The organism is Methylobacterium sp. UNC300MFChir4.1, assembly GCF_900110155.1.
GTDB lineage: Bacteria > Pseudomonadota > Alphaproteobacteria > Rhizobiales > Beijerinckiaceae > Methylobacterium.
Map to the genome: position 1 here is coordinate 60,048 of NZ_FOCS01000012.1, position 13,588 is coordinate 73,635.

The window sequence follows — 13,588 nt, forward strand, 5'->3', positions numbered from 1 at the left end:
GAGCACGCGCGATGGTTTCCTCCAGCACGATCGCCGCCGCTGCCCAGCGCCGCCCTGGCCGCGTCCGCCAGGGACGCCGCGTCGCCGACCGGACCCTGCGCGTCGCCTGCACCGCCGCCACCGTGGTGGGTGCCCTGGTCCTCGGCTCGATCCTGGTGATGCTGATCGTCCAGGGCGTGCGCGGCTTCACGCCGACCCTGTTCACCAACCCGACCCCGGGCCCCGGCTCCGAGGGCGGCGGCATCGCCAACGCCATCCTGGGCAGCGTCGTGCTGACCGGGATCGGCATCCTGATCGCCACGCCGGTCGGCGTCATGGCCGGGACCTTCCTGGCCGAGTACGGGCGCGGCTCGAAGCTGGCCGCCCTGATCCGCTTCCTCAACGACGTCCTGCTCTCGGCGCCGTCGATCCTGATCGGCCTGTTCGTCTACACGCTGATGGTCCGGCCGATGGGCACCTACTCGGGCTGGGCCGGCGGCGTGGCGCTGGCGATCATCGCCGTGCCGGTGATCGTGCGCACCACCGAGGACATGCTGCGCCTCGTGCCCGGCACCCTGCGGGAGGCCGGCGCGGCGCTCGGCGCGCCGCCCTCGACGGTGATCATGAGCGTGACCTGGCGGGCGGCCTCGGCCGGCATCGTCACCGGCATCATCCTGGCTCTCGCCCGCATCGCCGGCGAGACCGCGCCGCTGCTGTTCACCGCGCTCAACAACAATTCCTGGTTCTCGGCCAACCTGATGGGCGGCGTCGCGAACCTGCCGGTGATGATCTACCAGTTCGCCCTCTCGCCCTACCCGAACTGGCAGGGCCTGGCCTGGGCGGGCGCGCTCCTGATCACCACCACCATCCTGGCGCTGTCGATCATCGCGCGCCTCGTGATCAAGCCGCAGGCCTCGCGCTGAGCCCCCTTTCGAGGACACGACGATGAACGCCGCCTCCGCGATCCCCACGGTCGAGCTGAACCGCAACCGCGCCGAAGAGGGCGGCCCCGTGCGGATCGCCGTCAAGGACCTGAACTTCTACTACGGCAGCTTCCACGGGCTGAAGGACGTCAACCTCAACTTCCACGACCGGCAGGTGACGGCGCTGATCGGCCCTTCCGGCTGCGGCAAGTCCACCCTGCTGCGCTGCTTCAACCGGATCTACAGCCTCTACCCGGAGCAGCGCGCGGAGGGCGAGATCCTGCTCGACGGCGAGAACATCCTCAGCCCCTCCGTCGACCTGAACGAGCTGCGCTCGCGCATCGGCATGGTGTTCCAGAAGCCGACGCCGTTCCCGATGTCGATCTACGACAACGTGGCCTTCGGCCTGCGCCTCTACGAGAAGCTGCCGAAATCCGAGCTCGACGGCCGGATCGAGGAATCCCTGCGCAAGGCCGCCCTCTGGGACGAGGTGAAGGACAAGCTCCGGCAGCCCGGGACCGGCCTGTCGGGCGGCCAGCAGCAGCGCCTGTGCATCGCCCGGACGGTGGCGCAGAAGCCGGAGGTGATCCTGTTCGACGAGCCGACCTCGGCGCTCGACCCGATCTCGACCGGCCGCATCGAGGAGCTGATCGAGCAGCTGCGCGACGAGTTCACCATCGTGATCGTCACCCACAACATGCAGCAGGCGGCGCGCATCTCGCAGTTCACCGCCTTCATGTATCTGGGGCAGCTCGTCGAGTTCGGTCCGACCAACCGGATGTTCATGAACCCGACGGAACGCCGCACGCAGGACTACATTACCGGCCGCTTCGGCTAGTCTGCGGCTAGTCTGCCGGGCCGCTCCGGTCCCGGGACCGCCGCTCGCGTCTCCGGCGCGCCGGCGGGTCCCGCAAGCCTCCCGGAGGGCCGTCCCCGGGACCCCATCGAAGGATCCGCCATGCCCGGCCATATCGTCACCTCCTACGACACCGACCTGGAGAACCTGCGTCGCTCGATCTCGGAGATGGGCGGCGTCGCCGAGAAGATGACCGCGGAGGCGACCGACGCCCTCGTGCGCCGGGACGACACGCTCGCCCAGGCGGTGATCCTCGCCGACAAGCGCCTCGACGCGCTGCAGCGGGACATCGAGGAGCGCGCCGTGCTGCTGATCGCCCGGCGCCAGCCCCTGGCGATCGACCTGCGCGAGACCATCTCGGCGATCCGCGTCTCCGGCGATCTGGAGCGGATCGGCGACCTCGCCAAGAACGTCGCCAAGCGCGTGGTGGCGATTTCCGACCAGGCGCCGGCCCAGAAGATCGTGCTCGGCGTGCGCCACATGAGCGACCTCGCCGAGGGTCAGCTGAAGGACGTGCTCGACGCCTACGGGAGCCGCGACGTCCAGGCGGCCCACGACGTCTGGGAGCGCGACGGCGAGATCGACGCCCTGTACAATTCCCTGTTCCGCGAGCTCCTGACCTACATGATGGAGGATCCGCGCAACATCTCGTTCTGCACGCATCTCCTGTTCTGCGCGAAGAACGTCGAGCGCATCGGCGACCACACCACCAACATCGCCGAGACGATCCACTACCTCGCCACGGGCGAGACGCTGGCGGGTGACCGGCCGAAGAACGACGCGTCGAACTACGCGACCGTGGACGGCGTGCAGGCGCCGTGAGGCGCCGACCCCGGCGCCTTCCTGTGGGCGCGGCCGGGGTCACTCTCCGTGCGGGTTGAGGCGGGGCGGCGCCTCCTGCACCATCCGGGGACCGCCCGCAGAACGAGTCTTCGAACGTGAGCATGCAAGTCCTGATCGTCGAGGACGAGGAGGCCCTGAGCACGCTGCTGCGCTACAACCTGGAGGCCGAGGGCTTCCTGGTGGATTCGGCGGCGCGCGGCGACGACGCCGAGCTGCTCCTCGCGGAGCGGATCCCGGACCTCGTCCTGCTCGACTGGATGCTGCCCGGCCTCTCGGGGATCGAGCTGTGCCGCCGGATCCGGGCGCGCCGGGAGACCGAGCGCCTGCCGGTGATCATGCTCACCGCCCGCGGCGAGGAGGGCGACCGCGTCCGCGGGCTCGGCACGGGCGCCGACGACTACATCGTCAAGCCATTCTCGGTCCCGGAGCTGCTCGCCCGGATCCGCGCGCTCCTGCGCCGGGCCAAGCCCGCCCACGTCTCGGACCGGCTGGCGGCCGGCGACCTGGAACTCGACCGCACCGGCCACCGCGTCCGCCGCGGCGGCGAGGAGCTGCATCTGGGCCCCACGGAGTTCCGGCTCCTGGAATTCCTGATGCTGGCGCCGGGCCGGGTCTTCTCCCGCGAGCAGCTCCTCGACGGGGTGTGGGGCCACGACGTCTACATCGACGAGCGCACCGTCGACGTCCATGTCGGGCGGCTGCGCAAGGCGCTGAACGGCCCGCGCCAGACCGACCCGATCCGCACGGTCCGGGGCTCGGGCTACGCCTTCGACGAGACCTTCTCGCTGGAGGCCTGAGGCGGCCTCACGGGCCGTCCGGATAGGACTTCGCTCCGGCGCACCGTCATCGCGAGCGCAGCGAAGCGACCCAGGGCGGCGGGACGCCTGTGAGCGCGGCGCTGCTGGGTTGCTTCGCTCCGCTCGCAAAGACGGTGGGACGGGCCCGCGAAGATTCGCGCGTCCCGGTCTCCAGGGACTCAGCGCGCCAGCGCCGCGCTCCGGCCCGAGGCGGCCGGCACCGCCTCCAGCGCCGCCAGGACCGTCCCCTCGGTGAGGATCTGCGGCAGCACCTGGGGCTCTCCCGTCCCGGTATAGAGCAGGTAGAGCGGGACGCCGCTGCGCCCGTGCTTCTCCAGGAGGCGGGTGATCTCGGGGTTCTGGTTGGTCCAGTCGCCCTTCATGTAGGTCACGCCGCGCTCGGCCATCGCGGCCCGCACGGCCTTGGTGTTGAGCGAGGTCGCCTCGTTGACCGCGCAGGTGATGCACCACGCGGCGGTCATGTCCACGAAGACGGGGCGGTGCGCGTCGACCAGGGCGTCGAGGCGCGCCTGCGTGAACGGCTCGATCCCGTCGGCGGCGGCCTGCGCGGCCGGCGCGGCGCGGTCCCGGGGCAGGGTGACGGCGAGGGCCCCGACGGCGATCAGCGCCAGCGCCGCGGCGGCCTGCGCGACCCGGCCGGCCCGCGGCGGGGCGGCGCGGCCGTGCTCCCAGGCCCAGGCGGCGAAGCCCACGAGGACGAGGCCGATCAGCGCCGCCAGCAGCCCGCGCGGGTCGACCTGCTGCGCCAGCACCCAGATCAGCCACGCAACGGTGGCGTAGACCGGGAAGGCCAGCACCTGCTTGAGGGTCTCCATCCAGGCGCCCGGCCGCGGCAGCGCCCGCAGGGCCGGCGGCCAGAGGGTCAGGAGCAGGAAGGGCAGGGCGAGGCCGAGGCCGAGGCTCGCGAAGACGGCGAGCGCCACGCCGGCGCTCTGGGTCAGCGCGAAGCCCACCGCCGAGCCCATGAACGGCGCCGTGCAGGGCGTCGCCACCAGGGTCGCGAGCACGCCGGTGAAGAACGAGCCGCTCAGGCCGCCGCGCCGGGTGAGGCCGTCGCCGAGGCCGGCGAGCCGGCCGCCGACATGGACCGCGCCCGAGAGGCTCAGGCCCATCGCGAACAGCAGGTAGGCGAGCCCCGCCACGATGGCGGGCGACTGGAGCTGGAACCCCCAGCCGATCGCGGCCCCGCCGCTCTTCAGGCCGATCAACGCGGCGGCGAGCGCCAGGAAGCTCGCCAGGACGCCGGCCGTGTAGGCGAGGCCGTGGAGCCGCAGCCGGGCCGGCCCCTCGCCCGCGTGCCGCACGAGGCCGAGCACCTTGATCGACAGGACCGGGAAGACGCAGGGCATCAGGTTGAGGATCAGGCCGCCGAGGAAGGCGAAGGCCGCGGCGGTCGCCAGCGTCAGCGCGTCGAAGTCGGCGGCGGCCGGCGCGGTCGCGGGCGGCGCGGTCGCGGCCGGCGCCGCGGCGGCCGGGAGCACCGGCTCGTCGCCGTACGCGAAGGCGAGCCGGCGGGTCCCGGCGGCGTCGACCGCCTCGACCGTCAGGACGCCGGGCAGCGCGGCGGGCACCGGGTCGGTCGGGCTGCTCCGGGCGAGGGTCAGGTGCAGGCCGGTCCCGTCGACGCTCATCACCTGCGCGGCGGCGTTGTCGATCGCCGTCTCGGCGTAGGGGAAGTACGCGGCGTTCCGGACCGCCTCGGGCTTGAGGCCGGCCGCGGCGAAATCGAGGCGCAGGGTGTCGCCCTGGCTCGACAGGCTCAGGGGCCAGAGCGCCGGCACGGGGAGCGCAGCGCGGGCGCGCGCGAACAGCGCGGCGTTGGCCGGGTCCGGCTCGGCGTTGCCGACCGGCAGGGTCAGGGCGAGATCGGCCGAGCCGGGCACGCACTCGGTCTCGCAGACGAGGTAAGTCAGCTTGGCCTGGATCCGCACCGGGTCGGCCGGGTCGAGGCTCGGCGGCGGCGTCACCGGGACGAGGAGCGTGACCTCGCCCTCGTAGCCGTAGTTCATGAGGGTCGCGATCGGGATGCGCTCCGGCGCCGGCCACCGGATCGCGCCGGCGTTGAAGCCGGCCGGCAGGGTCCAGGTCACCTCCGGGGGCAGGCCGGAATCGCCCGGGTTGCGCCAGTAGACGTGCCAGCCGGGCTTGACCTGCATCCGCACCGCCAGCGTGAAGGGCTGCGCGCCGGCGACCGCGGCGGGCTCGGCCACGAGGCTCGCGCGCACGAGATCCGCGGGCGTGCGGAAGCCCTGCGGGAACCCCTGCGCCGCGGCGGCCGAGAAACTCGCGGCGACGGCCAGGATCAGGAGGGCGAGGCGGCGGATCATGCTGTCCCTTCGCGCGCGGGGCGGTCGCGGTTTCACGCGCGGCGTGTCGGGCTCGGCGCGGGCGTTTCCATGGCGTCCGGTCTTACCATGGCGTCGGGTCTTACCACGGACCGCGTTCGGGATCCCCTGCGGCCGGCTCACCCCTCGAGCGGCGCCGTCGCCCGCTCGAGCCAGTCGCGCGTCGCGGTGTCGAGCCCGGGCGCCAGGGTCTCGCGGACCCTCGCATGATAGGCGTCGATCCAGGCCCGCTCCCCGGGTTCGAGCAGGTCCGGCCGGATCAGCCGGCGGTCGTAGGGAGCGAGCGTCAGCGTCTCGAAGCCGAGCATCGGGCGCTCCCCGCCCGCGATCGCGCGGGCCTCGACCAGGACGAGGTTCTCGATCCGGATGCCGTAGGCGCCGCGGGCGTAGTAGCCCGGCTCGTTCGACAGGATCATGCCGGGCTCGAGCGCCACCGTGCCGGTCTTGGCGATCCGCTGCGGCCCCTCGTGCACCGACAGGAAGGCGCCGACGCCGTGACCGGTGCCGTGGTCGAAGTCGAGGCCCGCCTGCCAGAGCGGTGCCCGCGCGAAGGCGTCGATCTGGGCGCCGGTCGTGCCGACCGGGAACACCGCCCGGGCGATGGCGACGTGCCCCTTCAGCACCCGCGTGAACCGGTCGCGCATCTCCGGGCTCGGCGCACCGACCGCGACCGTCCGGGTGATGTCGGTGGTGCCGTCCGGGTACTGCGCTCCCGAATCGATCAGGAACAGCTCGCCCGACTGGACCGCCCGGTCCGTGGCGCGGCTCACCCGGTAGTGGACGATCGCGCCGTTCGGTCCGGAACCCGAGATCGTGGGGAACGAGACCTCGCGCAGGTCGCCGCCGGCGGCCCGGAAATCCTCCAGGGCCTCGACGGCGGCGATCTCGGTGAGGCCGCCGGCCACGGCCGCACCGTCGAGCCAGGCGAGGAAGCGCGCGACACTCGCCCCGTCCCGGACATGGGCGGCGCGGGCGCCCGCGATCTCGGCGGCGTTCTTGACCGCCTTCATGCCGGTGATCGGGTCCTTGCCGACATCGGCCGTGCCGCCGGCAGCCTCGATCTTCTCCTTCAGGGCGACGGCGCCGGTCGCGGCGTCGAGGCGGACGCGCGCGCCCGCCAGGGATGCCAGCCCGTCGTCCAGGTCCGCCCGCGGCAGGATCTCGGCGATCGGCGCGAGTTCCGCCCGCAGGGCCGGATCGACGTTCGGAGAGACGAGGTACAGCCGGGCCCGTCCCTCGCGCGGCAGGATGGCGTAACCCAGCGCCAGGGGCGTGTGGGCGACGTCGGACCCGCGCAGGTTGAAGGCCCAGGCCAGGTTGTGCGGGTCGGAGATCACCAGGGCATCGCAGCCGCCCTCGGCGAGCGCCGCCCGGATCCGGGCGAGCTTGTCGGCGGCCCCCTCGCCGCACAGCGCGTCGGGATGGACCACCACCGGACCGGCCGGCGGCCGCGGCCGACCGGCCCAGACCGCGTCGACGAGGTTCGGCACCGCCCGCACGGTCCCGCCGGCGCGGGTCACGGCCCGCTCCAGGCGCGCCAGACCGTCCGGGGTGTGCAGCCAGGGATCGTAGCCGAGCACCTGATCCCGCCGCAGGTTGGCCCCGACCCAGGCCTCCGGCGTCGATTCGGCGAGCGGCACCACCGTGACGAGGCCGGTATCGACCTGCTCGGGCGCCTGCAGGGTGTAGCGCCCGTCGACGACCAGCGCCGCGGACTCCATCAGGATCACGGCCGTGCCGGCCGAGCCGGTGAAGCCCGTGAGCCAGGCCAGCCGCTCGGCGTCGGCGGGAACGTATTCCGACTGGTGCTCGTCGGCCCGCGGCACGACGAAGCCGTCGAGTCCGGTCTCACGCAGCGCCGCCCGGAGGGCCTCGATCCGCTCGGCGCCCTTCCGGTGGCTCGGGTCGTCGAAGCTCTGGAAGCGCTGGCGCTGTCGGGACGGACGGGTCTCGGTCATGTGGCGAGCCTAGCGCCCGCCGCTCCCGCGTCGCAACACCCTGTTGTCATGAGAAAGAGGTTGGTCGGAGGTCGGTTGCGGTGCTTAAAGATCGTTAGCAATCTTATCACGCCGCGGATTCTCGCTTATTACTCAGACATGCCACGCCGCGTTTACTACCGGATCAGCGACAGACCCGACGGCCGCTTCGACGCCGTCGTGACGATCGAGCCCGACACGGTCGTCCGCCGCGACGGCTTCGATTCGCTCGCCGAACTCGAAGAGTGGATCGACGGCCTGCGCGCGCTGATGGCGGCGCTCGGCGCGCCGGTGTCGCAGGCGGACGCACCGGGGTCGCCGGCCGAGACCGCGGGCGCGCCTGACCGGCCGGGCCGGCTGCGCACCGCGCGCTGATCAGCCGTTCGTGATCGGCAGGTCCGGCGCCCGGTCCGCGGGTGCCCCATCGTAGCCCTCGATCCAAGCCCGGCGCGCGGGCGAGTCGGCCGGATAGGGGCAGGCATCCTTGGGCCGCCCCTGCGCCCGGGCGCGAGCGCCCTCGGCGATGGGGTCAGCGGGCGGATCGTGGAGCGACGTCTGGCTCATGGCCGGACAACACGCCGGCGCGCGTGGAGTTCGGGGCGATGCCGCGCGGGTCAGCGCCGCGGACGCTGCGCCGCGCCGCCGCGCGTCAGGACCAGGGCGACCCACCCCTCGATCACGCCGCGCCGCACGAGGGAGAAGCCCTGGAGACGGTAGGCGGAGAGCACGCCCGGCACGTCGCGCTCGATCAGGCCGGACAGGACCAACACACCCTCGGTGGCGACGACCCGCGCCAGGGTCGGCGCCAGGAGCCTGAGTGGCCGGGCCAGGATGTTGGCGAAGACGAGATCGAAATGGCGCGGCCGGTCGGCGAGGCGGTGGCGGACCCCGGGCCCCTCGTAGAGCTTGAGATAGGGGCCGAGCCCGTTGGCGCGGGCGTTCTCGCGGGCCGTGCGTACGGCCTCCGCGTCGAGGTCGCCGGCCACCACAGGCTGCCGCAGGGCCTTGGCGGCCGCGAAGGCGAGGATCCCGGTTCCCGTGCCGACATCGAGGACGTGGACCGGGCGCCGGCGCTTGAGTTCCGAGACCAGGGCGCGGAGGCAGCCCAGCGTCGTTCCGTGATGCCCGGTCCCGAAGGCAAGGGCGGCCTCGATCTCGATGGCCAGATCGTTGCCCCGGACCGAGTCGCGGTCGTGCGAGCCGTGCACGAGGAAGCGGCCGGCCCGGACCGGCTTCAGGCCCTCCAGCGACGCGCGCACCCAGTCCTGCTGGTCGATCGTGCGGAACTCCGCCGCGTCGGCCGCGTCGCCGATGACCGGGCGGATCAGCTCGCGGACGTACTCCTCGTCGGGCGCGTCCGCGAAGTAGGCCTCAAGCCGCCACGTGCGCCCGTCCTCGTCCTCGAAGGCCGCCACCGCGGTCTCCGTGGGATCGAACATCTCGCCGAGGAGGTCGGTCATCGCGCGGGCCGAGCGTTCGTCGGTCAGCAGACGCAGGACGTGGGACGGGCGATGGGGCGGCAGGCCTTCGAGCATGGTGCCCGGCTGTAACGCCGGGGCGCGCCGCAGCCCAGGGGCTGGCGCGAAAAAATCCGGGCCCGGCAAGGGTGAGGCCGCGGGGCAGGGCGGCGGAGCGGACCGGCGACTCCGCCCGTTGTTGCCGGACGGTCACAAGCGCCAATACTTATCTTCTGCGCGACTCAAACCAGTGTCCACAGCCATCACGTGTGCTTAAACAATCTCGGCTTACCCAAGGCCGGACCCTCAACTCGGGCGCGCCGCACTTCCCGGAGCGGCGCGCCTGTTTTGACAGACGATCGTGCTGCCATGACCGCGCCTCTCCTCATCAGCATCGCCTTCGCGGCCGTGACCGCGGGCACCGCCACGCTCTGGGCCTTGCTGGTCGCGAACGGCATGAACGGCATGCCGGAGGCGCGCCCGACCGAGCGGCACGACATCCGGACCTGGTGACGGCGCGACACCGATTCGCGCGAGCGGGCGCCCAGGAATGAGGCAGGCTGTTCGCGCGTTAACCAAATGATGTACGGCAGCTGCGGAACTGGCCGACTTGCGCGGCGTTTTTGCCGGCTTTTTACGTGAATCACGATTGAGCAGGGTGCGTACAGCGTGACCAAGTCCCGGCGTTCCGGCCCCCGCGGGCCCGTGGTCGTCAACGGTGCGGCCGTGCCTGCCCGACCACGCGAGCGGATCTTCGGCGGTCCCGCACCGGACGGGCCGCTCCCGGGCCATCTCCTCGTCCTGCTGAGCCGCCTCCACCGGGCCGAAGCCGAGCCCAAGGACCGGCCGGAGGCCAAGCTCGGCTGACGCGCGGTCACCCGGGTCGGCCGGGCCTTGGCCGACCGCCCGCGCGCGCCTATGATCCCCGTCGTTCCCCGCCGTATATAGCGGGTCGCGACCGGAGAGATCTGCGTGATGCCCCTGCCTCGACGGATCCTGGTCGCCTGCGCGCTCGCGGCGCTGGTTCTCGCGCCGACCGACAGGGCCGCGCGGGCGGACGAGCCGGTCGTCGTGTTCGCGGCCGCGAGCCTCAAGAACGCCCTCGACGACGCCGCGGCAGCCTGGACGAAGGCGACCGGCAAGACCGCGCGGATCTCCTACGCCGGCTCGAACGCCCTCGCGAAGCAGATCGAGGCGGGGGCGCCGGCGGACCTGTTCATCTCGGCCGACCTCGCGTGGATGGATTACGTCGACCGGGCCGGGCTGCTGAAGGCCGGCTCGCGGATCGACTTCCTGCGCAACGCCCTGGTGCTGATCGCCCCGGGGCCGAAGGACAGCGCCGCGGATCCGCAGGTGGCCCTGGCGCCGAACCTCGGCACCACGCTGACGCGGATCCTCGGCGGCGGGCGGCTGGCGATGGCGACGATCGACGCCGTTCCCGCCGGCAAGTACGGCAAGGCCGCCCTGGAGAAGCTCGGCGCCTGGGACGCCGTGAAGGGGCAGGTCGCCCAGGCCGAGAACGTGCGCGCCGCCCTCCTGCTGGTCGCCCGGGGCGAGGCGCCGCTCGGCATCGTCTACGCCACCGACGCGGCCGCGGACCCGAGCGTCCACGTTGTGGCGACCTTCCCGGCCGACAGCCACCCGCCGATCGTCTATCCGGCGGCGGTGACCCGGGAGTCGCGCAACCCGGATGCCGGGACGCTGCTCGGCTACCTGCGCGGCCCGGAGGCCCGGGGCTCCTTCGAGCGCCAGGGCTTCACGGTGGTCGCGCAGCCCGGCGCCAGCCAGTAGCGGCGCGCCGCCCCCTTGCTCGGGCTCACGCCGGACGAGTGGACCGCCGTCGGCCTGAGCCTGCGGGTGGCGACGATGGCGACGCTCGCGAGCCTCGTGCCCGGCCTCGCCGTGGCGTGGCTGCTGGCGCGGCGCCGGTTTCCCGGCCGCGCCCTGCTGGACGGGCTGGTCCACCTGCCGCTGATCCTGCCCCCGGTCGTGACCGGCTACCTGCTGCTGCTGGCCTTCGGCCGGCGCGGCCCGCTCGGCGCGCCCCTCGCCGAGATCGGCGTGGTCTTCTCCTTCCGCTGGACCGGGGCAGCGCTGGCCTGCGCGGTGATGGGCTTCCCGCTCATGGTGCGGGCGATGCGGCTGTCGATCGAGGCCGTGGACCGGCGCCTGGAGCAGGCGGCCGGGACGCTGGGCGCGAACCCCTTCGCGGTGTTCCTGACGATCACGCTGCCCCTCAGCCTGCCCGGGTGCCTCGCGGGCGCCGTGCTGGCCTTCGCCAAGGCGATGGGGGAGTTCGGCGCGACCATCACGTTCGTCTCGAACATCCCGGGCGAGACCCAGACCCTGCCGTCGGCGATCTACACGCTGACGCAGGTTCCGGGCGGGGAGGGGCCGGCCCTGCGCCTCACCCTGATCTCGATCGCGCTGTCGGTCGCGGCGCTGCTGGTGTCGGAATTCCTGGCGCGGCGGGCCGGTCGGCGCCTGGGGGCGGGCTGAATGGCGACCGATCCGGGGCGGGACGCCCGCTCAGGCATACGCGTAGGGCCCGCCCTGCTGCAGCGCCCTCTGGTAGGCCGGACGGGCATGGATGCGCGCGAGCCAGTCCGCGACGCGCGGGCCCGCGCCCGTGCCGCGCGCCGCGAAGGCCTCCAGCGGGAAGCTCATCAGGATGTCGGCCGCGGTGAAATCGGCGCCGCAGAAATACGGGCGGCCGGCGAGTTCCGTCTCCCAGAAGGCCGCGTGCCGGCGCAGGTCCGGATCGACGAAGCCCCGCAGCACCGTGTCGGCGATCCGCCGGACGAGGGGCCGCAGCGGCCAGGGACTGCCCGGCGCCAGCCGCCCGAAGACCAGCTTCAGCAGCAGCGGCGGCATCGCCGAACCCTCGGCGTAGTGCGACCAGTAGACGTAGCGCCGCCGCTCCTCCGTCCCGGGCCCGGGCACCAGCCGCGCGCCGGCCAGATCCGTCACGTAGGCGACGATCGCGCCGGTCTCGGCGACCACCGTCCCGCCGTCGGTGATCACCGGCGCCTTGCCCAGCGGGTGGACGGCCAGGAGTTCGGCGGGCGCGCGCAGGGTCCGCGGATCGCGGGCGTGGCGGATCACGCGGTAGGGCAGCTCCAGTTCCTCCAGCAGCCAGAGCACGCGCTGCGAGCGGCTGTTCTCGAGGTGGTGGACCGTGATCATCGCGGGCAAGTCCGGGCCGGCGCCGGGACGCGCCGGGGCTCCTGTTACGCGAGTCTGTCCGCGTGAGCATCCAGGTCGACGTCCAGCTCCGGCGCGGCACCTTCGCGCTCGCGGCCGCCTTCGAGGCCGGGCCGGGGCTGACCGCCCTGTTCGGGCGCTCGGGCTCGGGGAAGACCACGCTGATCGACCTGATCGCCGGCCTCGCGCGGCCGGACCGGGGCCGGATCGTCGTCGGCGGCACCCCGTGGGTCGACACCGCGTCCGGCCTGGTGCTGCCGTCGCACCGGCGCCAGGTCGGCGTGGTGTTCCAGGACGCGCGGCTGTTCCCGCATCTCAGCGTCCGGACCAATCTCGGCTACGGCCGGGTCTTCGCGCGGCGCCGCGCCGACCCGGCGGCCTTCGCGGCCGTGACCGACCTGCTCGGCATCGACCATCTCCTCGACCGGCGGCCCGCCGGTCTCTCGGGCGGCGAGCGCCAGCGGGTGGCGATCGGCCGAGCGCTGCTGGCGAGGCCGCGCCTCCTGCTGATGGACGAGCCCCTCGCGGCCCTGGACGAGGCCCGCAAGGCCGAGATCCTTCCCTACATCGAGCGCCTGCGCGACGAGGCCGGCGTGCCGATCCTCTACGTCAGCCACGCCGTCTCCGAGGTGGCCCGGCTCGCCAACACGGTGATCGTGCTGGAGGCCGGGCGGGTGGCCGCCGCCGGCCCCGCGGAGACGATCCTGCGCCGCGCCGATCTCGTGCCGATCCACGAGGCCGAGGCCGGCGCGCTCCTCGACATGGTCGTCGAGGCCCTCGACGCCGCCACCGGGCTCACGCGCCTGACGGGCGCCGCCGGGAGCCTGCTGGTGCCGGGCCTGTCGCGCCCGGCCGGGACGCGGCTGCGGGTGCGCATCCCCGCCCGCGACGTGCTCGTCGCCACCGAGCCTCCCCGCGGCCTCAGCGCCCGCAACGTGCTGGCCGGCCGGATCTGCGGCTTGACGGCCGCGGGCGCCGAGACGGCGGTGGAGATCGACTGCAACGGCGCCCGTCTCGTGGCGCGCGTGACCGGCGCGGCCGTCCGCGAACTCGGCCTCGCCCCGGGGCGCGAGGTCCACGCCATCGTCAAGAGCGCGTCCTTCGATCCGGCGGGGATCGGCCTGCTGCGGCCGCCGCGGGAAATCTGAGACCGCGACACGGCTCGGCGCGACGAGCCGGTCGAGCCC

Annotated in this window: 15 protein-coding genes; 10 read left to right on the forward strand and 5 right to left on the reverse strand. The window is 73.4% G+C overall.

Annotated elements, in window-relative coordinates; genetic code table 11:
• Positions 1 to 11: 11 nt before the first annotated feature.
• The 4 genes from pstA to phoB all read left to right on the forward strand — a co-directional run bounded on the left by pstA (position 12) and on the right by phoB (position 3,398).
• Complete coding sequence (gene pstA / locus BMY19_RS17150; protein WP_100252396.1) at positions 12 to 902, forward strand: phosphate ABC transporter permease PstA; 891 nt, start codon at positions 12 to 14, stop codon at positions 900 to 902.
• Between the two features lie 22 nt (positions 903 to 924).
• Positions 925 to 1,740 carry a phosphate ABC transporter ATP-binding protein PstB gene (gene pstB, locus BMY19_RS17155; protein ID WP_020094141.1) on the forward strand — a complete coding sequence of 272 codons (816 nt, stop codon included), beginning with the start codon at positions 925 to 927 and terminating at the stop codon, positions 1,738 to 1,740.
• Between the two features lie 120 nt (positions 1,741 to 1,860).
• Positions 1,861 to 2,580 (forward strand): phosphate signaling complex protein PhoU, encoded by a 720-nt coding sequence (phoU, locus tag BMY19_RS17160; RefSeq protein WP_020094142.1) that lies wholly within the window; start codon positions 1,861 to 1,863, stop codon positions 2,578 to 2,580.
• Between the two features lie 122 nt (positions 2,581 to 2,702).
• Positions 2,703 to 3,398 (forward strand): phosphate regulon transcriptional regulator PhoB, encoded by a 696-nt coding sequence (phoB, locus tag BMY19_RS17165; protein ID WP_042671704.1) that lies wholly within the window; start codon positions 2,703 to 2,705, stop codon positions 3,396 to 3,398.
• Positions 3,399 to 3,577: 179 nt separating this feature from the next.
• On the opposite strand, the gene BMY19_RS17170 is transcribed toward phoB, so the two are convergent.
• A complete protein-coding gene (locus BMY19_RS17170; protein WP_170862985.1) occupies positions 3,578 to 5,746 on the reverse strand; it encodes a protein-disulfide reductase DsbD family protein in 2,169 nt (722 codons plus the stop codon).
• 137 nt (positions 5,747 to 5,883) lie between these two features.
• Complete coding sequence (locus BMY19_RS17175) at positions 5,884 to 7,722, reverse strand: aminopeptidase P family protein (protein WP_100252397.1); 1,839 nt, start codon at positions 7,720 to 7,722, stop codon at positions 5,884 to 5,886.
• Between the two features lie 138 nt (positions 7,723 to 7,860).
• On the opposite strand from BMY19_RS17175, the gene BMY19_RS17180 reads away from it, so the two are divergent.
• Positions 7,861 to 8,115 (forward strand): hypothetical protein, encoded by a 255-nt coding sequence (locus tag BMY19_RS17180; protein ID WP_056534027.1) that lies wholly within the window; start codon positions 7,861 to 7,863, stop codon positions 8,113 to 8,115.
• Here the strand turns inward: BMY19_RS17180 and BMY19_RS17185 are convergent, their stop codons facing one another.
• Together BMY19_RS17185 and BMY19_RS17190 are read right to left on the reverse strand one after the other, a co-directional pair.
• On the reverse strand, positions 8,116 to 8,304 hold the full coding sequence (locus tag BMY19_RS17185) for a ribosome modulation factor (RefSeq protein WP_091979170.1): 189 nt from the start codon (positions 8,302 to 8,304) through the stop codon (positions 8,116 to 8,118). It lies immediately after the preceding gene.
• 50 nt (positions 8,305 to 8,354) lie between these two features.
• On the reverse strand, positions 8,355 to 9,275 hold the full coding sequence (locus BMY19_RS17190) for a 50S ribosomal protein L11 methyltransferase (protein ID WP_091681114.1): 921 nt from the start codon (positions 9,273 to 9,275) through the stop codon (positions 8,355 to 8,357).
• A 291-nt stretch (positions 9,276 to 9,566) separates the two neighbouring features.
• On the opposite strand from BMY19_RS17190, the gene BMY19_RS30930 reads away from it, so the two are divergent.
• The 4 genes from BMY19_RS30930 (at position 9,567) to modB (ending at position 11,696) form a co-directional block, all read left to right on the forward strand.
• Positions 9,567 to 9,710: a hypothetical protein gene (locus BMY19_RS30930; protein ID WP_170862986.1), complete on the forward strand. Its 144-nt coding sequence runs from the start codon at positions 9,567 to 9,569 to the stop codon at positions 9,708 to 9,710.
• A gap of 213 nt (positions 9,711 to 9,923) precedes the next feature.
• On the forward strand, positions 9,924 to 10,064 hold the full coding sequence (locus tag BMY19_RS17195; protein WP_234082796.1) for a hypothetical protein: 141 nt from the start codon (positions 9,924 to 9,926) through the stop codon (positions 10,062 to 10,064).
• A 108-nt stretch (positions 10,065 to 10,172) separates the two neighbouring features.
• Complete coding sequence (gene modA / locus BMY19_RS17200) at positions 10,173 to 10,988, forward strand: molybdate ABC transporter substrate-binding protein (RefSeq protein WP_100252398.1); 816 nt, start codon at positions 10,173 to 10,175, stop codon at positions 10,986 to 10,988.
• Between the two features lie 15 nt (positions 10,989 to 11,003).
• The gene (gene modB / locus BMY19_RS17205; protein WP_100252399.1) at positions 11,004 to 11,696 is read left to right on the forward strand and encodes a molybdate ABC transporter permease subunit; all 693 of its coding nucleotides are present in this window, start codon (positions 11,004 to 11,006) and stop codon (positions 11,694 to 11,696) included.
• Positions 11,697 to 11,726: 30 nt separating this feature from the next.
• On the opposite strand, the gene BMY19_RS17210 is transcribed toward modB, so the two are convergent.
• Positions 11,727 to 12,383 carry a glutathione S-transferase gene (locus BMY19_RS17210; protein ID WP_100252400.1) on the reverse strand — a complete coding sequence of 219 codons (657 nt, stop codon included), beginning with the start codon at positions 12,381 to 12,383 and terminating at the stop codon, positions 11,727 to 11,729.
• A gap of 62 nt (positions 12,384 to 12,445) precedes the next feature.
• Here BMY19_RS17210 and modC point away from each other — a divergent pair, with 62 nt between their 5' ends.
• Complete coding sequence (gene modC, locus BMY19_RS17215; protein ID WP_100252401.1) at positions 12,446 to 13,549, forward strand: molybdenum ABC transporter ATP-binding protein; 1,104 nt, start codon at positions 12,446 to 12,448, stop codon at positions 13,547 to 13,549.
• The last annotated feature ends 39 nt before the right edge of the window (positions 13,550 to 13,588 follow it).